17 protein-coding genes, 1 tRNA gene and 1 pseudogene are annotated in these 19,193 nt (G+C 72.5%); 5 read left to right on the top strand and 14 right to left on the bottom strand.

What is annotated here, in order from left to right; genetic code table 11:
- Positions 1-541: 541 nt before the first annotated feature.
- The 6 genes from ACZ4Z5_RS05810 to ACZ4Z5_RS05785 all read right to left on the bottom strand — a co-directional run bounded on the left by ACZ4Z5_RS05810 (position 542) and on the right by ACZ4Z5_RS05785 (position 5,751).
- Positions 542-3,394, bottom strand: coding sequence for a type 2 lanthipeptide synthetase LanM family protein (locus ACZ4Z5_RS05810; protein WP_468257129.1), 2,853 nt, complete (start codon positions 3,392-3,394; stop codon positions 542-544).
- A 317-nt stretch (positions 3,395-3,711) separates the two neighbouring features.
- A complete protein-coding gene (locus tag ACZ4Z5_RS05805) occupies positions 3,712-3,915 on the bottom strand; it encodes a DUF6229 family protein (RefSeq protein WP_468257126.1) in 204 nt (67 codons plus the stop codon).
- Between the two features lie 426 nt (positions 3,916-4,341).
- Entirely contained in the window at positions 4,342-4,536 is a 195-nt protein-coding gene (locus tag ACZ4Z5_RS05800) for a hypothetical protein (protein ID WP_468257123.1), read from the bottom strand.
- A gap of 75 nt (positions 4,537-4,611) precedes the next feature.
- Complete coding sequence (locus ACZ4Z5_RS05795; protein ID WP_468257120.1) at positions 4,612-5,106, bottom strand: hypothetical protein; 495 nt, start codon at positions 5,104-5,106, stop codon at positions 4,612-4,614.
- A 256-nt stretch (positions 5,107-5,362) separates the two neighbouring features.
- A complete protein-coding gene (locus ACZ4Z5_RS05790) occupies positions 5,363-5,494 on the bottom strand; it encodes a hypothetical protein (RefSeq protein WP_468257118.1) in 132 nt (43 codons plus the stop codon).
- A 183-nt stretch (positions 5,495-5,677) separates the two neighbouring features.
- Positions 5,678-5,751 (bottom strand) — tRNA-Pro (locus ACZ4Z5_RS05785).
- A 138-nt stretch (positions 5,752-5,889) separates the two neighbouring features.
- Between ACZ4Z5_RS05785 and ACZ4Z5_RS05780 the strand changes: the two genes are divergently transcribed.
- Entirely contained in the window at positions 5,890-6,372 is a 483-nt protein-coding gene (locus ACZ4Z5_RS05780) for a DUF309 domain-containing protein (RefSeq protein WP_468257115.1), read from the top strand.
- Between the two features lie 16 nt (positions 6,373-6,388).
- On the opposite strand, the gene ACZ4Z5_RS05775 is transcribed toward ACZ4Z5_RS05780, so the two are convergent.
- The 3 genes from ACZ4Z5_RS05775 to ACZ4Z5_RS05765 all read right to left on the bottom strand — a co-directional run bounded on the left by ACZ4Z5_RS05775 (position 6,389) and on the right by ACZ4Z5_RS05765 (position 9,347).
- Positions 6,389-7,024, bottom strand: coding sequence for a LutC/YkgG family protein (locus ACZ4Z5_RS05775; protein WP_468257113.1), 636 nt, complete (start codon positions 7,022-7,024; stop codon positions 6,389-6,391).
- Between the two features lie 95 nt (positions 7,025-7,119).
- Positions 7,120-8,595 (bottom strand): lactate utilization protein B, encoded by a 1,476-nt coding sequence (locus ACZ4Z5_RS05770; RefSeq protein ID WP_468257110.1) that lies wholly within the window; start codon positions 8,593-8,595, stop codon positions 7,120-7,122.
- Entirely contained in the window at positions 8,592-9,347 is a 756-nt protein-coding gene (locus ACZ4Z5_RS05765; protein WP_468257107.1) for a (Fe-S)-binding protein, read from the bottom strand. Before ACZ4Z5_RS05765 ends, ACZ4Z5_RS05770 begins: the two co-directional genes overlap by 4 nt.
- A 130-nt stretch (positions 9,348-9,477) precedes the next feature.
- Here ACZ4Z5_RS05765 and ACZ4Z5_RS05760 point away from each other — a divergent pair, with 130 nt between their 5' ends.
- On the top strand, positions 9,478-10,506 hold the full coding sequence (locus ACZ4Z5_RS05760; RefSeq protein ID WP_468257104.1) for a 2-dehydropantoate 2-reductase: 1,029 nt from the start codon (positions 9,478-9,480) through the stop codon (positions 10,504-10,506).
- 17 nt (positions 10,507-10,523) lie between these two features.
- On the opposite strand, the gene ACZ4Z5_RS05755 is transcribed toward ACZ4Z5_RS05760, so the two are convergent.
- The 3 genes from ACZ4Z5_RS05755 to ACZ4Z5_RS05745 form a co-directional block, all read right to left on the bottom strand.
- A complete protein-coding gene (locus ACZ4Z5_RS05755; RefSeq protein WP_468257102.1) occupies positions 10,524-10,766 on the bottom strand; it encodes a hypothetical protein in 243 nt (80 codons plus the stop codon).
- 591 nt (positions 10,767-11,357) lie between these two features.
- Complete coding sequence (locus ACZ4Z5_RS05750; protein WP_468257099.1) at positions 11,358-11,633, bottom strand: ferredoxin; 276 nt, start codon at positions 11,631-11,633, stop codon at positions 11,358-11,360.
- Positions 11,634-11,781: 148 nt separating this feature from the next.
- Positions 11,782-12,447 (bottom strand): hypothetical protein, encoded by a 666-nt coding sequence (locus ACZ4Z5_RS05745; protein WP_468257692.1) that lies wholly within the window; start codon positions 12,445-12,447, stop codon positions 11,782-11,784.
- Between the two features lie 260 nt (positions 12,448-12,707).
- Here ACZ4Z5_RS05745 and ACZ4Z5_RS05740 point away from each other — a divergent pair.
- From ACZ4Z5_RS05740 to ACZ4Z5_RS05730, 3 genes and pseudogenes are all read left to right on the top strand, one after another.
- A pseudogene (locus tag ACZ4Z5_RS05740) lies at positions 12,708-12,875 on the top strand (deoxyribodipyrimidine photo-lyase); the annotation flags it as partial.
- A gap of 231 nt (positions 12,876-13,106) precedes the next feature.
- Complete coding sequence (locus ACZ4Z5_RS05735; protein ID WP_468257690.1) at positions 13,107-14,189, top strand: saccharopine dehydrogenase family protein; 1,083 nt, start codon at positions 13,107-13,109, stop codon at positions 14,187-14,189.
- Positions 14,186-14,815, top strand: coding sequence for a TetR/AcrR family transcriptional regulator (locus ACZ4Z5_RS05730; protein WP_468257097.1), 630 nt, complete (start codon positions 14,186-14,188; stop codon positions 14,813-14,815). The genes ACZ4Z5_RS05735 and ACZ4Z5_RS05730 overlap by 4 nt, the downstream gene beginning before the upstream one ends.
- Positions 14,816-14,949: 134 nt before the next feature.
- On the opposite strand, the gene ACZ4Z5_RS05725 is transcribed toward ACZ4Z5_RS05730, so the two are convergent.
- Together ACZ4Z5_RS05725 and ACZ4Z5_RS05720 are read right to left on the bottom strand one after the other, a co-directional pair.
- Entirely contained in the window at positions 14,950-16,767 is a 1,818-nt protein-coding gene (locus tag ACZ4Z5_RS05725) for an ABC transporter ATP-binding protein (RefSeq protein ID WP_468257094.1), read from the bottom strand.
- Positions 16,768-17,049: 282 nt separating this feature from the next.
- Positions 17,050-19,083 carry an APC family permease gene (locus ACZ4Z5_RS05720; protein WP_468257687.1) on the bottom strand — a complete coding sequence of 678 codons (2,034 nt, stop codon included), beginning with the start codon at positions 19,081-19,083 and terminating at the stop codon, positions 17,050-17,052.
- Positions 19,084-19,193: the final 110 nt, after the last annotated feature.

Here is a 19,193-nt window from a genome sequence, read left to right as displayed (position 1 = left end):
TGACGGGCCCGGCGGCGGCGCGGGCGACGACCGAAGGCCGTCGACACCATCGACCGCATCCTCACCCGAGCCGAGAAGACCAGCCCCGGAACAAGCCGCCCTGCGTGTTGCGACCATCCGCGACCACATCCGCCAGGTCCGCGAGGCTGTCCACCGGCTCCGCTCCCCCGCGCTCCCGGCGTTCGGCGCTGCGACCGACCGGCCACGGACCGGACGCGCGACCACATTGCGACCACCATGGACCCGGACACACCGAACGCCGCCCTCCCATAGTTGGGAGAACGGCCTCCGACCTGCTGAAAGCATGGTCGGGACGACAGGATTCGAACCTGCGACCCCTTGACCCCCAGGAGTGAGGGTCAAGGGTATTTTCTGGATACAGCAGACTTGATCCAGCCGCAGAGAGTGCAGGTGACGGCCCGTCGTGCACCATCGTGCGTGCCGTGTGGTCCCCAACTGGTCCCCCACTCACGTCCGGGCTCAGCCTCATGCCCATCCACGATCAAGGCCGTCACACCGTCCAGCACAACCTGACGAAGTACTACCAGGGGGTGTCAGGTCCCTCGGGGTGGGCAAGGAGGAGCGGCAAGCTCAGCCGGGCGTCGGGGTGCATCCGGAGCAGGTGGTGCACCACCCCGGAGAGGCCGGGGAGCAGCCCCGGTGCGAACGCTTCCTTGGCGAGGCCGCCGACCGGACCGCGCTGCTCGATGCCGGTGATCAACTCCGCGTCGGCCTGGGCGGCGGAGGGACCCTCGTACCCCTTCAGGCCGCGCAGGTGGTGGAGGAGCTCCCAGAGTCCGAGGTCACCGTGGCAGAGGGTGTGGCTCCAGCCGAACCCCTCGCGGAGGCCGGCCGGCCCCGAGCGGAGGGCGGTGTCCAGGTACCGGGGATCGCCCGTGCGCCGGTGGAGGTCGACGGCCGCCAGGCCGATGCCCGTACTGCCATGGCACCACGCGGTGGGGAAGTCGACGTCTCCTCCGATCCGCGCGTCGGCCCAGGCGCGTTCCTCCGGCACGTACAGCGACTCCTCGAAGTCGTGGGCCAGGGTGCCGAGTTCGTGCCATCGGCGCCGGTCGGCCGGGCTCCCGGCAGCGGACAGGGCGAGCCGGGTGAGTGCCCACCCGGCACCGGTGGCGCCATGGGCGAATCCGCCGATGCCCTCGGGGAACATCAGCGTGGACCACCGGGCTCCGCGGTCGTCGACGACCGCGCTCCGTTCCAGCTGCCGCCCGGCCTCTGCGGCGACGTCCAACCACCGCTCCTCGCCCGTGAGTTCGGCGAGATCGAGCAGCGGGACCGGTATGCCGGCCGCACCGCTGAGCACGTCGAGCGCCCGGTCCTCGGCGAGGATCTCCGGGGTCAGCAGCGCGGCCCTGGCGCGGGCGCGGTCGAGGAGCCCGGGCGTGCCGAGGAGGCGGTGCAGTACGCTCCAGGTCCACACCTGCGAGGCGATGCCGGTGAAGGCTCCGAGCGGCCGGGTCGGCGTGGTGTCCTCGGTGGCGGCCAGCACTTCCAGGGTGCCGGCCAGCACGGATTCGGCATCGGCCACCGGATCGGCTCGGCCGGCCCGCTGCTCCCGCAGGTGCTCCGCGAGGGCCACCGCCACGCCGCCCTGCCCGGTGTAGAGGTCCGCGCCGAGCGGGCGGATCGCCCAGCCGTAGTCCGTGAGCACCGGACTGATCCAGGTCGCGGTGGCGTCGGCGCCGCGCACGGCGGCCGCGCAGATGGTCCGCACGACCTCGGCCGCCAATGTGCGCCGCCGCCTGTCCAGGTCCTCGGTGTGCGGCGCACGGGCGGGCGTGCGTACCCGGTCGGGAAGCCGGCGTTCGTTCAGGTAGGCGCCGACCAGGGCGCTGCGGATGGTGTCCCGCTCACGGGTGAGGTCCGCGCGCCGCCACCCCGTCAGGAAGGCGTCCAGCCGCTGTGCGTCCACCCGCTCGCCGAACGCGGGGATGTCCCCGACCAGGAGGTCCGCGATCTCCTGGTCGATCACCGCCGGTTCGCGTGGTGCTCCCGGGGCGGCAAGGGCGTTGCGGTGGAGGATGTCCCGGGCCCGTGCCAGGGCGGCGTCGGGGTCGTGCAGCGAGGCCGGGTGCCAGAGCATCCGGCCGATGTCCGTGTACGTCTGGGTGGGCCGCCGGATCCTGCGGACCCGGCATCCGTCGAACACCCGCAACAACGCGTCGAGCCGACCGTCCGCGTCGAGCCCGGCGAGGGCTTCGGTGAGCCCGTCGAAGCCGGCCAGGACCTGGTCCCAGTGGCGGATCAGTACGGGCTCGGGGCTGGGGTGGTTGCGGGCCGCCGGCAGGTCCACCACGCCGATCTCCATCCGGGCGGTGTCCCGTCCGCCGTCCGCGATGACCGGGACGCGGATCTGCGGCTGCTGACCGGGCAGGCCGCCGGCGGCCGAGAGGTCCACGCCGGCGAGGGCGTAGCCGTCGGTGCGGAGCGGGAGGATGCCGGTGCGCAGCACGGTGTTGCGGATGGTCCGGGCCGCCCGGTCCACGGCGTCGCCGCGCCCGCTCGGCGGTACCTCGACGTCGGGGGTGAACAGGGCTTCGGCGTCGACCACGGCGGGCACCGGACCGTGGGCCACCAGGTTCTCGGCGTGCAGGTCGGTCCCGCCGAGGAGGCGCATCACCGCCAGCCAGCCGCCCAGGGCACGGTAGAAGCGGGCGAGTTCCGCCTCGTCCCGGCAGTAGTCGTGACCAAGGTGCTCGGCCCAGCCGTAGCCGTCCTGGACCACGACCCTCGGCACGCCCAGGTCCTCGGCGCCGGGGACGGCGGCGACGAAGGAGCGCAGCGCCGCGTCCACGTCCACGGGCCGCGGCTTGTACATGACGCCGGCGGTGTCGAAGACCAGCCGGGCCACCGCCCGGCCCCCGTGGTGGGTGTCCCCGCGGGCGAGCTCCAGGGTGCGCAGTGGTCCGGGGTCGCCGCCGAGCAGGTCGGCGACGGCGCGCCGGTCCGCGGCGAACCGGGTACCGAGCTCCATGGCGCCGTCGATGAGCAGGCGCCCGGAGGCGAAGGCCCGTCGACGCAGCGCCGGATAGCGCCGGTGCAGGGTCTCGAAGAATCCGGGGGCGGAGGCGTTCAGGAGGAAGGCGTCCCATCGCGTGGACGGGTCCGCGCCGGGCAGGCCGCCGGCCAGGGCGGCGGCCCGCAGTTCGAGCAGGAGCACCCGGTTGAGCCGGAGCTGGAGGGTGCGGCGGAGGGCTTCGCGCGTGGCCTCGCGCAGGACCTCCCGCTCGTCGGAGGCCAGCCCGGCCGTCCCCGGGATCCGCTCGTCCAGCTCCGCGAACAGCGGGGCCGCGAAGGCGTCCACCGGGCCGGCGAACCATCCCTCGGGCGGCGGTCCGTCGGCCGGGCGGGCCGCTGCCACCGGTTCCACCATGCTGCTTCCTCTCCTGACGGCTGGGGGTTCCCCGGGTGGTGGGGGGGGGGGGGGGGGGGGGGGGGGGAGGGGGGGGGGGAGGCCCGCAACGGGGCCCCCACCGGTGCGGACGGGCCGGGGCCCCGGAAGGGGGGGGGAGCCGGGGGGCAGGGGGACCGGGGGGGGGGTGGGGGGGGGGGGGGGGTTTTTTTGGGTTCCTTCTGTTGGGTGGGGGGTCCCCGGGGGGGGCCCGGCAGGACCCGCGGGTCCGGCCGGCGCGGGCCGGGGAACCCATGAGGGCTCCCCGGGTGGTGCGTCCGGTGCCGTACGGCGGTTCGTCAGCAGCAGTAGCTGTGCCACGAACCGGTGCAGCTGCTGCACCCGGTGAACAGCGCCTCGGTGCCGTCGGTCAGCGCGGCCTCGCCGGCCGCACCGCCCACGTAGAGCGGGCCGGCCGGGTTGTCAGCACCGAAGGCCGTCTCGGCACCCTGGAGCCAGGCGATGACCATCTCGTCCGTATGCGTCGTGGACATGACAGACATGGAGTTCCTCCTACGAATCGCCGGAAGTGCACGGGGCTACAGAATCCACCGGAAGAGGTCCATCCGGGATCTCCCAGAACCGGCCAATCGTCGAGCGGGAATCCGGGCACGCCCGGCCCGCTCCGGAGATCGCCGTCGCACGGCCGGGCCCGCGGCCGCCGACCGGCGCACCGAGGACTCGATCCATGATGGCGGGCGGTGTCCGCCCGTGCGCGTCCCCGTCCGGCGAGACCACCGTGGGGCCCCGAGGGGGACGGCGACGGCGCCTGTCAAGAGGCGCGGCCCACGCACATCCGGCCATTCACGCCCTGGGTGGTATCTCGGTCCGCGCCGCAGCCGACCGCGAGGAGTTCGGCATACGCCGTGGCCGCCCTTCGTACATACGAGACGCGGGGCGGCGACGGTCGGTCGTACACGTGCGGTCGGCTACGGCATCGCGGTCTTCCGGATGCCACGCCCGTGGGTGGCCACGTACAGCCCGCGGCCGTCCGGGCTCGGGGCCAGGTAGAGGGCCGCTGCCATCGGCAGCTTGCCGGTGGCAGTACCGGGCTGAACGGCCGGGTCGTTGGTGAGGTCCGCGAAGAAGTGGAAGCGGGGGTGGGGCTCACGCAGAGCGGCCACAGCCGCCCCCGCGCATCGGCGTTCGGCGATGCGAGCGCCCTTGCGCGGCGGCCGCGGTCTCAGGGGTGACGGCGGTCAGCTGCAGGCGCCCTCACTGGAGGTCGCGCGGGAAAGGTAGAAGGCGAGCATGTCCGGGCCGGGCGGCGGCAGGTCCTCGGATCCCGGAAAGACCACGGGCGGCTGCTCATCCGGAGTCAGTGTGACGCGGACGCAGTACTCGGTCTCGGTGTCCTCGGTGCTGACCGTGTAGCCGCCGTCCTCCTCCTTGTGTGTGTCGACGCCGTGCCCGGGTCCGGTGCCGCTCTCCCGGATCGCCTCGGCGATCAGGAAGCCATGGTCGCCGTCCAGGCTCGTGTAGTGCCGTTTTCCGTCCAGGTCCGCGACGCCCTGTTCGACAGCGTCGCGGAATTCGCCCTCGCTCCACGTCGACTCGGCCCGCATGCCGAACAGCACGCCGAACGCGATGAGCGGCGTCAGGATGATGAGTGCGAGACCGACCGGGTTGCGGTGGTTGTAGACGTACCGGCTGGTTCCCCACCTGCTCCTGATGAAGACCGGCTCCTCGCTCACCGCGGCACCCGCAAGCCGCCGATGAAGGCCGTCCGGGCCTCCGTCCGGAGCGCGAACTCCGGGACGTCGGCGGTGTGGACAGGGACGCCCTCGGCCCGTGCGGCCGGTCCGGGATGGGCTCGGCCGGAGTGAAACGAGAATCCACGGCGAGAAGCGGTCGTCATGGCGCAACTGTATCGGCGAGGGTCATCCCATCGGTGATCGGCCTGTCCGGGACGACGACCGCTCGGGCCGGCCGAGAAGAGCGAGGTGAACGTCACCGTCCTGGGGCCGAAGTCGCGACGTCGCCCTTGGCGTTGTCGTCGTTCAGGGAGGCGCTCAGACCCCGGTCCACCGTACGCCGGACCGCGTCACCGGCGACCGGAATGGGGGTCAGCAGTCCGCTCACCAGCCCGCGCACCCACCGATCGGCGACAGACCAGCCGTTGAACCCCGCCCGAAGCACATCTTGACCGGGTCAAGGTACGCTTCGCCCCGGTCGAGTGCGCCGGTCGCCAACCGGTCCCCAAGAACGATCAAGGGGCCGTTTCAGATTGCTCTGAAACGGCCCCTGACCTGCGACTCTTTCGAGTCGGGACGACAGGATTTGAACCTGCGACCCCTTGACCCCCAGTCAAGTGCGCTACCAAGCTGCGCCACGTCCCGATGTCCGTCTGACCTGGGGTTTCCCCCGCGGACGGACAAGAGAACCATACCCCACTCACGGAAGTGGCCGGACGTGCCCCGCCCGTACGGTGGCGCCCGGCGGGCGGGAAGGACCGGGCGACGAGGGACAATCGGGGCATGACAGCTGTGCGGAGGGACCGGGACGCGGAGGGGCGGGCACGCAGTGCGCGGCCCCGGGACGGGCTGGGGCGGCCGCTGCCGTACGGGACGCCGGGGGTGGACCGGCAGCCCGAGGGCGTGGTGCGCACACCGGACGAGACGGTCCGTGAGGCGCAGCGGCTGCTCGACGCCGGCATGCCGTTCCATGCGCACGAGGTGTTCGAGGACGCCTGGAAGACACGGCCCCGGGACGAGGCCGCGCTGTGGAAGGGGCTGGCGCAGCTCGCCGTGGGGTTGACGCATGCGGCCCGTGGCAATGCGACCGGTGCGGTGGCGCTGCTCTCCCGGGGTGCGGAGTCGATCGCCGCCTTCGGCGAGGCACGGCCGTACGGGATCGATGTGGACGGGCTCACCCGGTGGGCCGGTGAACTGGCGTCGCTGGCCGACCGGGTCCGCGGTCCGGTCTCCGCCCCTGAGCAGGCTCCGCGGCTCACCGGCTGATACACCCGCTCTGCGTTCACCGGCCGAGGAGGACCACCTCGAGGGTGCGGGGCCCGTGCACGCCCTCGACGCGGTCGAGTTCGATGTCACTGGTGGCCGAGGGGCCGGAGATCCAGGTCAGCGGACGTGCCGGATCGAGGCGCCCGAGGGCCTGCGGCACGGACGCGACGACCTGGTCGGGGACGCGGACCACACAGATGTGGTGGTCGGGCACGAGGGTGATACGACGGCGTCCCTGGTCGGGTCCGCCGTCGAGGACGACGGTCCCGGTCTCGGCGACGGCCAGCGCGCAGCCGGTGACGACGCTGTCGGCGGCGTCGAGTTCGTACGGCGTGCTCCCGGCGTGGTCCTGCATGAGTTCGGTGCCGGCCGGGATCCAGTGGGGCGGCAGGCCGGGGGGCACGAGCACGGTCCGGGAGCCGTGGTCCGCGAGGAGCCGGGCCATGAGGCGCGGCAGCCCGGCCTCGTCCGTGCGATGGACGAGGGCACGGTATTCGGCGAGGTTCCCGGCGAGCAGGTCGACCGCCTCGGCGGGTGTGCGGCTGCCGTGCTCGGTGAGGTAGTCGCGTACGACGATGTCGTCGTCGGCCGGCCGGGGTGCCTCGGCGAGGGCACGGCGGATCCGGCCGAGCACGCGATCCCGGCTGTTCATCGTGGGTCCTCCCCGTCGCTCACTGTGGTTGCCGTGGGCCCCTCCTCCGGTCGCCCACCGTAGGTTCCTTCCGCCGCTCGTCCTGGGCCCGCGGCTCATCGGGGGGTTCCTCCGCCGCGTTCCCGGCGCCACCAGTCGCGGAACGGTTCCGCGGGCAGGCCGGGCAGGTCGCGGGTACCGGTCCAGGCGCGGCCGGGTCCGGGCAGCCGCCGGGGGACGATGCGGCGGCTGCGGGAGGCGAGCCTCAGGCCGGCGCGCAGCGCGCCGGGGTGGTCGAGGACCCTTCGGGCGGCGCGCAGGGCGGCGCGTTCAGCGGCGTGGCCCCGGGCGGGCGCGAGAGTGACCTTGGTGCCGTTCCGGGTCACCGGGCCGCCCTCGGCGACGCGTTCACGCAGGTGGACCAGGACTTCGGGGATGTCGATGGCGACCGGGCACACGTCGTAGCAGGCGCCGCACAGCGTCGAGGCGTACGGCAGGGACGCGTCGATCTCCGAGGCGGTGCCGCGGAGTTGGGGGCTGAGGATCGCGCCGATCGGTCCGGGATACACGGATCCGTAGGCGTGGCCGCCGGCCCGCTCGTAGACGGGGCAGACGTTCAGGCAGGCCGAGCAGCGGATGCAGCGCAGGGCCTGACGGCCGGTGCGGTCGGCGAGGGTGTCGGTCCGGCCGTTGTCGAGGAGGACGAGGTGGAAGGTCCGCGGGCCGTCCTCCTCGCTGGTGCCGGTCCACATGCTGGTGTAGGGGTTCATGCGTTCGGCAGTGGAGGAGCGGGGCAGGGTCTGGAGGAAGACCTCCAGGTCGCGCCACGTGGGGACGACCTTCTCGATCCCGGCGACGGAGATGAGCGTCTCCGGGAGGGTCAGGCACATCCGGCCGTTTCCCTCGGATTCGAGGACGACGAGGGTGCCGGTTTCGGCGACCATGAAGTTGGCGCCGGAGATGCCGACCTTGGCGCGCAGGAACTTCTCCCGCAGATGGAGACGGGCGGCTTCGGCGAGTTCGGCCGGGCTGTCGCCGAGGCCGTCCGGCGCGGGCCTGCCCCAACGTCCCATCCGTTCACGGAAGATGTCCCGGATCTCGGCCCGGTTGCGGTGGATGGCGGGGACGAGGATGTGGGAGGGGCGGTCGTCGCCGAGCTGCACGATCAGCTCGGCGAGATCGGTCTCGTAGGCGGCGATGCCTGCGTCGGCGAGGGCTTCGTTGAGGCCGATCTCCTGGGTGGCCATCGACTTGACCTTGACGACCTCGGTCTCGCCGGTGGCTCTGACGAGGGCGGTGACGATGCCAATGGCCTCGTCGGCGTCGGCCGCCCAGTGCACGGTGCCGCCGGCGGCCGTGACGGCTGCCTCCAGTCGTTCCAGGTAGCGGTCCAGGTGACGGAGGGTGTGGTCCTTGATGCGCCGGCCGGCCTCGCGGAGCTGCTGCCAGTCGGCGAGTTCGGTGACGGCCCTGGCCCGTTTGTCGCGGATGGTGTGGGTGGCGTGCCGGAGATTGGCACGCAGTACGGGATCACGCACCGCCCCGGCGGCGGCCCGGGGGAAGGCCGGCATCCCGACGAAGGTGCCGCTCATGCGAAGGGCTCCTGTTCCGTGGCGGCCAGGATCTCGGCGATGTGGAGGGTACGCAGCGGTGCGTCCTGGCGGCGCAGGATGCCGTCGAGGTGCATCAGGCAGGAGTTGTCGCCGCCGCACAGCACATCGGCACCGGTGCCGAGTGCGTGGCGTACCTTGTCGGCGCCCATGGCGGTGGACACGTCGGCGTTCTTGACGGCGAAGGTGCCGCCGAAGCCGCAGCACTCCTCGGCGCCCGGCAGCTCGACGAGTTCGAGCCCCGCGACCGCCTCCAGCAGCCGTCGCGGGCGGTCGCCGAGGCACAGCGCGCGCAGTCCGTGGCAGGACGGGTGGTACGTCACGGTGTGGGGAAAGCAGGCGCCCACGTCGGTGACGCCGAGGACGTCGACGAGGAACTCGGTGAGTTCGTAGGTGCGCGGGGAGAGGGAGGCGGCGATACCGGCCAGTTCGTCGCCGCGGCCCTCGGCGGCGGCGAGGCGGCCCATCCGGGGGTAGTGGTCGCGGACCATGACGGCGCACGATCCGGAGGGTGTGACGACGTACTCGTAGCCGTCGAAGGCGCGGCCGGTCCGGCGCATCAGCGGTTCGGCCTCGTGCCGGTAGCCGGTGTTGAACTGGGGCTGGCCACAGCAGGTCTGGGCCTCGGGGAAGTCCACGTCGACGCCGAGCCGTTCGAGGAGTCTCACGGTGGCGATGCCGGTCCTCGGGTACAGCGCGTCGTTGACGCAGGTGACGAACAGTGCGACGCGCATGGTCGGAGGATATGCCGTCGCGCCGTCCGGGGTCGGCAGGGTGAGCGGACGTCCTGCGCGGGCGTGGGCCGGGCGTGCGTCGCGGCACAGCCTCTCGACGGGAACAGGTGTCCGGGCCACACTGTCCGGCATGCCACTGAAGATCGCCGTGTTCGGAGCCGGCAGCATCGGCTGTCACGTGGGCGGGAGCCTGGCGGCTCACTGCGACGTCACACTCGTCGGACGCCCCGCCGCCATGGACGTGCTGCGGCAGCGGGGTCTGCGCCTCACCGGGGGCGGACGGCCGTCGGCCCACGTCCCCGCGGACGCGCTGCGCACCGCCACCGGCCCCGAGGCAGTGGCCGGCGCCGATGTGGTGCTGGTGACGGTGAAGTCCGCGGCCACCGCGGATGCGGGGCGGTCCCTGGCACCGCACCTCGCGCCGGGCGCGCTGGTGGTCAGCTTCCAGAACGGTCTCCACAACCCGGAGGTGCTGCGTTCCGCCCTGCCGGGCACGACCGTGCTGGCGGGCATGGTCCCCTACAACGTGCTGCAGACCACGCCCGGCACGTTCCACCAGGGGTCGGGCGGCGCGCTGATGCTCGACGATGTGCGGGCCGCCGGGCCGCTCGTACGGGCCCTGCGCGAGGGGGGCCTGTCGGTGCAGCCGCGTGGCGACATGCGCGAGGTCCAGTACGCCAAGCTGCTGATCAACCTCAACAACGCCGTCAACGCGCTGTCGGGCCTGCCGCTGCGTGACGAGCTCGGGCAGCGGGCCTACCGCCGGTGTCTCGCACTCTGCCAGAGGGAGGCCCTGGCGGCGTTCCGCGCGGAGGGCGTGGCGCCGGCCCGCCTCGGTCCGCTCCCTGCGGCCGTCACCCCGTTCGTACTGGGGCTCCCGGACGGTGTCTTCCGGCGCCTGGCTGCGTCGTCGTTCCGTATCGACGCCAAGGCCAGGTCGTCGACCTGGGAGGACCTGCAGCGCGGCCGGCCCACCGAGATCGACACCCTTCAGGGCGAGATCGTGGCTCTCGCGGCGCGTCATGGCCTCCGTGCGCCCGCCAATGCCCGCCTCATCGACCTCGTGCGCGAGGCCGAATCCGCGCCGGCGGGCACGGCACGGTGCTGGCCGGGGCCCGAACTCCTGGCGGAACTGGCCTCGGCGGCGGCAGTCGGCTGACCCTCGGTCACGGGCCGTCAGGGGACTGCGCCGCGATCGCCGCGATCGCCGCCGTCTCGCCCGGTGCGGCCTCCCTCGACGGGCGGCGCGGTCGCCAGGAGGACGCCCACGCCCACCCCGAGGCCGAGGAGGAACACGAGGGCCTTGGCGAATCCGCTGTCCGCGGCCCGCATGAGGAGGCCCGCGACCGCAACGGCCGCCGAGAAGCCGAGCACTCCCAGGGCAGCGCGCAGCCGGGCCCGCCCGGCCGGCGTACTCATTCCGGACGCTCCTGTGCCCGGTCGTCGTCTCCGCCCATGACAGCCCCCGTTCGGCCACGGCTCGTCCCTTCTCAGCATGGGCGCGCCGAGGCGGCGGGGGCAACCTCCTGGCACGGACGGTTTCGCGGCGAACCCGCCCCGATCGTCGGGTGGTTGGTCCGAAGTGCGGGCCCGGTCGGCGGAGACTGCAGGGTGGGCTTCCGGCCGCCGCGCCACGGGGTGAACGCGTGCCGGCCGGGCGCCACCGAACGGCCACCGCCGTGATTGCGCTCGCGGTCCACGGCACGGACGGTGGATGCCCCAAGCGCGGCGACGGCGTGCCGGCCGGAGCGCCACCGATGACCGATGACCAGTGACCACCGCCGACGACCGCAGTCGCAGACGGCCGCCTTGACCGCCTGTCACCGCGGCCGACGATCACCACGGCCGACGATCACAGTCGCCTGCCCCTACCGTCTACCGTCAGAGACGTTCACCGCTGCCGGACGCGGACCGGTCCGCGTCCCGTCCGACGCCGGACCCGGCCTCCCGTCCGGCCTCGCGCCTCGACCGCCGGGCCGGGCCACCGCGCCACCACCGGCCGGCGACAGCTCACCCTTCGCGGGACGCGTTCCCGCCCGACGCGGTGGCACCCGAGGCTCTGGCACCCGGCGTCCCGGACGTACCCTCGCTCCCGTCCAGATCGTCCACGAGGATGGCCTGGACGGGGCAGGCGGCCGCGGCACGCGCCACGTACTCCCGCTGCTCGTCCTCGGCCTCCGGGTTGTAGAGCAGGGCCTCCTCGCCGTGCATGGAGAAGACGTCGGGAGCGAGGAACGCGCACTGCGCGTATCCCTGGCAGCGGTTGAGATCTACGACAAGTCTCATCCAGGATCCGCCTTTCGAGTGGCCCGCTCAACCCGCGTGCCCGGTGCTTCGCGGCTCGCGGGCACGCGCGGGCGGTCATGTTCCCGAAAGCCACACTGGGAGAGCGGTCACGGTTCCGCGCGCCGGGGCCGCCGGAAGGGTGAACGGGTCACGGCGTCCCCAGGGTCCGGGGCCGGGCGCGTCGCGCCGACACGACGATGTACACGCTGATGACCAGCGCCCAGGAGGGGAAGACCAGCTCGGACCACGGGAAGTTCGAGCTGATGAACAGCAGTACCAGGGCGACGAGGTAGCCGAGCACGGCGAGCGGGCGCGGCAGGACCCCGATGCGGTGTCCGATGGTCGAGGTCGAGAAGACGAACACCGCGGCCATCCGCATCGCGTACGTCATCATCAGGGTGTACGCGAAATGGCGGCCGAAGTCCCCGGCCGCCAGTCCGGTGCCGCCCAAGGCGGAGGTGTCCAGCACGAGGACGCCCCCGGCCGCGGCGGCCGCCCCGAACAGCGTCGCCACGAAGACCAGGCCACTGCCGAGGAACACCGTGGCGACGAACTTGTCCTCGGCGGTGCCGACCCACGCGCGCAGCGCCCCCATGAACCACAGGAAGAAGATGCCCGCGAAAGGCACCAGTTCGAGCGCGGCCTGCACCGCGCGGCGCCGCGTGGGGTCGTCGGCACCGGCCGTGACCCCATCGGCGCCCTCGGGGATCCCCAGGCGCACCAGCACGATCGCGGCCGCCACCAGTACCGCGAAGATGATCCCGGCCACTCCGGCCGCGCGGGGCGTACGCAGCGCTTCGGTCCTCGACTCCATGAACGGCTCGCTCTCTGTCCCTCCGGCATCCGGCCGCTCCTCCGGCATCCGGCTCGCCGGCGCATCGCTCACGCAAGCACGCAAACAGCCGCACGCGGCCGGCGCCACCGGGGCGGCCCCGGGGAGTGACACGCACGGCGCGAGGGGGCGGCGGCACCGAGGAGGCACCGTCGGCGCGCGCCGGGCACGGCCACCGTGCGCCCCGGTCCCGGCCGTGGCGTCGGCGTTGTCCCGGGCGCCGGTTCGGCTGGAATGGCGTCATGACTGTCTCGGTGGTCCTGTACACCTCCGACCTGCGGCTGCACGACCATCCGCCGCTGCGCGCAGCCCTGGCCGGGGGACGCGAGGTGGTCCCGCTCTTCGTCCGGGACAGCGCCGTCGACGCGGCGGGCTTCGCCTCCCCGAACCGGCCGGCCTTCCTGGCGGAGGACTCGGCGGTGCGGCCGTCCACGAGCCGTGGAGGCTGGACGCGTTGGAGCGCGCCCGTTACGACTACCCCGACCCGCTGGTCGCGCTCTCCGACGGCCTCGCCCGGTTCCGCAAGGCGCGGGGCCTCGACTGACGGTCCGCAAGGCGCGGGGCCTCGACTGACGGTCCGCCGAGCACGTCGCCGTCACCACACGATGCGATTTATAGGTCATCTGACCTATAGTTGCGCCATGACCGATGAACTCCGTCACGACCCCTCAGGCCCCGTCCTCATCACCGGCGGCTACGGAACGGTCGGCGCCGAGATCGCCCGCATGGTCGCCGCCGACCTTCCGACCCTGCTCACCGGCCGTTCGCCCGAACGGGGCCGCGCACTCGCGTCGGAGCTCGGTGGCGAGGCACGCACCTGGGACCTCGCCGCCCCGGCCGCGTTCCGCGCGGACGTACGGGCCGTCATCAGCGCGGTGAACGACCCCGACGACCGGGTGCTCCGGGCGGCGGTGTCGGGCGGCGTCCCGTATGTGGACATCACCCGGTGGACCGCGCGGCTCCAGCGCGCGGTCACCGTGGCCGCACTGATCGGCCCCACCTCCCCGGTCCTGCTGTCCTCGGCCTGGATGGGCGGGGTGAGCAGCCTGGCCGCAGCATCCCTGGCGGCCGGCCTGGGCGGCGCCGAGCAGGTCGACATCGCCGTACGGTGGGACATGGCCGACCGGGCCGGCGCGGACTCGGTGGAGTTCATGGACCGGCTCGGCATCGCCTTCGAGGTGGTCGACGGCGGCCGACGTCGGCTCGCGTCGCCCCTCACGGACGCCCGCACGGTCCGTGTCGGTGACACGCCCGTGCGCGTCGCCCGGATGGACACCCCCGAGCAGTTCACCCTTCCGCTGACCCTCGGCACCACGACCGCGGCGACCCGCATCGGTTTCAGCTCCGTCGCCGCCACCCGCGCCCTGCTCGCGCTGCGGGGCACCGGCTTCTTCCGCTGGGCCGGTGGAGAGCGGTGGGCACCGGCGCGTAGGGCGCTGCTCCACTCCCCCGGCGAGGGCGGCTCCGCCCGGCTGCGGGTCGAGGTCTCCCACGAAGGACGCCGCCTCGCCGCCACCGTCGGCGACCCGCGCGGGCAGAGCCACCTGACCGCGGTCGGCGCACTCCTCGGACTGCACCGGGTGCTGGGCACCGACGGGGCCCTGCCGCCACAGGGGGTGGTGTTCCCCGAGCAGCACCCCGACCCCTCGGCGGCGGTCCGGCGGATGACAGACCACGGCGTCACCTTCGACCTCGACCGGGCCGGGGTCCCGGCCGCCGCATGACCGGCGCGTCCCCGGCCGCGCCGACCCCCAAAGGGCACCAGCGCCGTACTGCTCTCCTGGACGCCGCGGAACGGATCCTGGTCTCCTCGGGGGGCGCCGAACTGACCATGCGGGCGGTGGCCACCGAGGCCGACGTCCGGCTGGGCCATCTCCAGTACTACTTCCCGGCCCGCTCGGACCTGCTGGCCGCACTGCTCGACCGCGTCCTCACCGCGTCCCTGGCACGGGTCGCCGGCCTCACGGACACAGGCGAAGGCGGACCCGAGGTCACCGCCGTCCTGGACAGTGTGCTCTCCGACCACGACGACCTGCGCCTGGTGCGGCTGTTCACCGAGGTCTGGTCGATGGCCGCGCACGACGAGTCGGCGGCCGCCGCCGTCCGCTCGTTCTACGCCCGGTACGCGGACCACGTGACCGAGTTCATCGGCAACCGCTCCCCCGGACTGCCCGACCGGGACGCTCGGTCCCGCGCCGAGGTCTTCGTGATGCTGATGGAAGGATCGGCCCTCTTCCGCTCCGGCGTCACCGGCAGCCGCTCGCCGGGGACCGACTCCCGCCTGCGCGGCGTCCTGCTGGAGCTCCTCGGGGGCGCGACGGCTTCGCCGGGGCACGGTGACGAACCGTAGCGGTGCGGCCGGTGGAGGGCACGTCCCAGGTCGGTCCCGCGTCCTCCGCACGGCCTGGTCCGGCAATCGCCGCCGGACGGCCGGTCGCCGTCCGACCCGCGCGGGCCGGCCCCGGGCCGGCCCGCCCGAAGCGGTCAGTTCAGTCCGGCCCGTGCCGAGGTACCGTCGAGGAAGCCGCCCGACTGGTGCTGCCACAGCTTCGCGTACGCGCCCTCCGCGGTGAGCAGTTCCTGGTGCGTGCCCTGTTCGACGATCCGTCCGCGGTCGAGGACGACGAGGTGGTCCATGGTGGCGACGGTGCTGAGGCGGTGCGCCACCACGAGTGCCGTCCGCCCTTCCATGAGGCGCCACAGGGCGTCCTGGACGAGGATCTCGCTCTCGGAGTCCAGGGCACTGGTCGCCTCGTCGAGCAGCAGGATCGGTGCGTCGCGCAGGATGGCCCTGGCGAGGGCGACCCGCTGGCGCTGGCCGCCGGACAGCTTCACGCCGCGCTCGCCCACCAGGGTGTCGAAACCGTGCGGCAGGGCGTCGGCGAACTCCGTGACGTGCGCCGCCTCGGCAGCGCGGCGGATCTCGGCGTCGGTGGCGTCCGGCCGGGCGAAGGCGATGTTGTCCCGCAGCGTACGGTGGAACATCGCCGGGTCCTGCGGAACGTAGGCGATCAGGCTGCGCAGGTCGGCCTGGCACAGTCTGCTGATGTCCTGTCCGCCGATCAGAATACGGCCGGCCTCGACGTCCGTCATCCGCAACAGCAGCCGGGTGAGCGTGGTCTTGCCGCCGCCGGACCGGCCGACGAGACCGACCTTGGTCCCGTAGGGCACGGCGAGGTCGAGGCCGTCGAAGAGCGGCTTCGCGCCTCCGTGGGCGAAGGTGACCCGTTCGAAGCGTACGTCGCCGGACCGGGACCGCAGCGGTTCCGGGGACGCCGGGTCGAGCACGGTCGACGGGGTCAGCAGCAGTTCGGTGAACTGGGCGGCCTCCGTCATCGAGCTCTCCAGACGCCGGTAGATCTGGTTGAACTCGAACATGATCCGCGTGGCGTTGGCGTAGTAGGTGAAGGTGACGATGATCGCCTCCACCCCGTGCTCCCCCGCGCCGAGGACGACGGCGAGCACCAGACCCAGCGCGTTGGTGAGCACCGACATCGGTGCGACCAGCGTGTCGATGCGCAGGTTTCCGTAGTCCCACGAACGCAGCATGAGCCGCCGCGACTCCGCGACGCGGGACCGGTGTTCGGCGGCCTCGCGTTCCTCGGCGGCGAACGCCCGGACCGTGTCCATGTTCATCAGGCTGTCGGCGACATGGCCCGAGACCCGGGCGATCGCCTCCTCGCGCCGGGCGACGATCGCCTGGCGGCGCCGGACCAGCGGTGCGACGCACACCGCTGTGACGGCGATCATCGTCAAGAGTCCGACCACGAGCAGCGGTTCGTACTGCCACAGCACCACCGACGCGAACACCAGCGGCACGAAGCTGCCCATGACCGAGAACGTCAGGGTGTCGACGAACTCCTCGAACCGGGACGCGAAACTCAGGACCCTCTTGGTCAGCGATCCCGCGAAGTTGTCGTGGAAGAACGCGGCGTCCTTGGCGAACAGTTCGTCCATGCCGATCACGTACAGGTGCTCGATGCCGCGGGCGTCGAGGCGGTTCAGGCAGTGGAGTCCGATGCGCCACAGCGTCTCGGCGAGCAGGAGGACGCCGGCGAAGGTGAGGACGTAGGGCAGCATCGAGTCGATGCCGGCACTGCGGGCGTCCCCCGCGACCTGGCCGACGAGCTTCGCGACGACCAGCGGCGCGAGGTAGTAGATGCCGATGTTGCCCAGTGCGGGGAGCAGCATCGCCGGCCCCGTCACCCAACGGAGGCGGGCCAACTCCCGCCCGTAGTAGCGAAGCGCGAGGAGTACCGGGCCCCTGCGCGACGAAATTTTGTGCGATTCAGGCGATCCCATTCCAAACCCTGCTTTGTCGGACCATCAGGACAGGGTCGGAAGTGTCCCGCGACGGCACCCGAGCAGTCGAAGGGTTTTTCTCAGCCGTCCAGCATCGCGGGCGTCGGGCCGTCGGGGCGGACGGTGATGCCGTACACGGCCCGGTCCGGGGTGGGCCGGAAGCGCGGGACGTGGGCGGGCATCAGGTGTTCCAGCAGGACGGTCGACTCCCGGAGGGCGAACTGGAGGCCCAGGCAGGCCCGTGGCCCACCCTTGGATGACTCGACCAGGAGGCGAATCCGGTCAGCTTGCCCCCGCGCCGCGCCGCGCGGTGCCGGCGGAGGTGTGTTCAGGGGGGTTGGGGGGTTCACCGCGGCGGACCGAGCCGGGGGCGCGGGCGGCCGCGTGGTCGGCGATGGCGGCGGAGCTGAGCTGCCACGGGACGCTGGTCACCGTCACGCCGGGGGTGAAGAGCAGGCGGCTCTTGAGCCAGAGCGCGGACTGGTTGTGCAGGAGGTTCTCCCACCAGTGGCCGACGACGTACTCGGGGATGAAGACGGCGACGACATCGCGGGCGCCGACGCGCCGGACGGAGCGTACGTATTCGACGACCGGCTTGGTGATCTCGCGGTACGGGGATTCGAGGACTTTCAGCGGAACCTCGATCTCGAAGTCGTCCCACTGTTTGCGAAGGGCGGCCACCGACTCGCGGTCGACGGCGACCGTCAGTGCTTCCAGGTCGTCGGGGCGGAACGCGCGGGCGTAGGCCAGCGCCCGCAGGGTCGGCTTGTGGACGGTGGAGACCAGGACGATCGCGTGCACGCGGGAGGGGAGCAGGCTTTCCGTACGCGGGTCGGTCACGGCGAGTTCGGCGGCGGTGCGGTCGTAGTGCCGGCGGATGGCGCGCATCATCAGCCACAGCAGGATCGCGGCGAGGACGGCCAGCCAGGCGCCCTGGGTGAACTTGGTGGCGAGCACGATGACCAGGACCAGGCCCGTCACGAGCGCGCCGGTGGCGTTGATGACGCGGGCCATCTGGTGCCGGCGGCGCACGGCCGGGTCCGTCTCGGTGCGCAGTTCGCGGTTCCAGTGCCGGACCATGCCGGACTGGGAGAGGGTGAAGGAGGTGAAGACGCCCAGGATGTAGAGGTGGATCAGGCTGGTGACGTTCGCCTTGTACCCGTACAACAGCAGCCCGGCGACGATGGCAAGGGCGAGGATGCCGTTGGAGAAGGCCAGCCGATCGCCGCGATTGTGCAGCTGGCGCGGCAGGTAGCGGTGCTGGGCGAGGATCGACGACAGCAGCGGGAAGCCGTTGAAGGCGGTGTTCGCGGCGAGGATGAGGATCAGGGCGGTGGCGGCCTGGATGTAGTAGAAGCCGACGCTGCTGCTTCCGCCGAAGACGGCTGCGGCGAGCTGGGCGATGACCGTGCGCTGGGTGTAGTCCTCGCAGTCGGCGAGGCCGGTGAGCCGGCAGGCATCCTCGGCGATGTGCACCTTGGTGACGATCGCGAGGGTGGTGACCCCGGCGAACATGGTGATCGCGATGATGCCCATCGATGCCATGGTGCTCGCCGCGTTCTTCGACTTGGGCTTGCGGAACGCAGGTACGCCGTTGGAGATGGCCTCCACGCCCGTCAGGGCCGTGCAGCCGCTGGAGAAGGCACGCAGCACCAGCATGAGCAGGGCCAGGCCCGCCAGGTCCGCGTCGCCTTCCTCGGGGGTGATGCCGTACCTGGCGGTCTCGGCGACCGGCGCGTCGCCGAGGAGGTAGCGCAGCAGGCCCGTGCCCACCATGATCAGTACGCCGCCGATGAAGAGGTATGTGGGGGCGGCGAAGAGCCGGCCGGACTCGCGTACGCCGCGCAGGTTCATGGCCGTCAGGAGGGCGACGAAGACCAGGGCCATCGGCACCCGGTGGTCGGCCAGTGAGGGCAGCGCCGAGATGATGTTGTCCACCCCGGAGGCGACGGACACCGCCACCGTCATGACGTAGTCGACCAGCAGCGCGGCCGCCACGACGAGACCGGCGGAGGCACCGAGGTTGGTGGAGGCGACCTCGTACGAGCCGCCGCCGCTCGGGTACGCGTGGACGACCTGGCGGTACGACAGCACGACCACGGTCATCAGCGCGACGACCGCGGCGCCGATCCACGGCGTGAAATACAGGTACGCCAGGCCGCCGAGGGTGAGCACCAGCAGGATTTCCTGCGTGGCGTAGGCCACGGACGACAACGGGTCGGAGGCGAAGATCGGCAGGGCGAGCCGCTTGGGCAGCAGCGTCTCGCCCAGGTCCTCGCTGCGCTTGGCCCGCCCGATCACCAGGCGCTTGAGCATCTCGGTCAGCCGTGGCACAACGCGATCGTAAGCGGGCGTTCCACAGCCGGGCGCGGCGAGCGGCAGTCGGCGTAACGGCCGCGGTGTCAAGATGGCGTCTGCGACGCATC

The sequence above is a fragment of the Streptomyces sp. NPDC030222 genome, from assembly GCF_055573115.1.
Note: the sequence above shows the minus strand (reverse complement) of the source record. Positions and strands in the feature narration are given on the sequence as shown.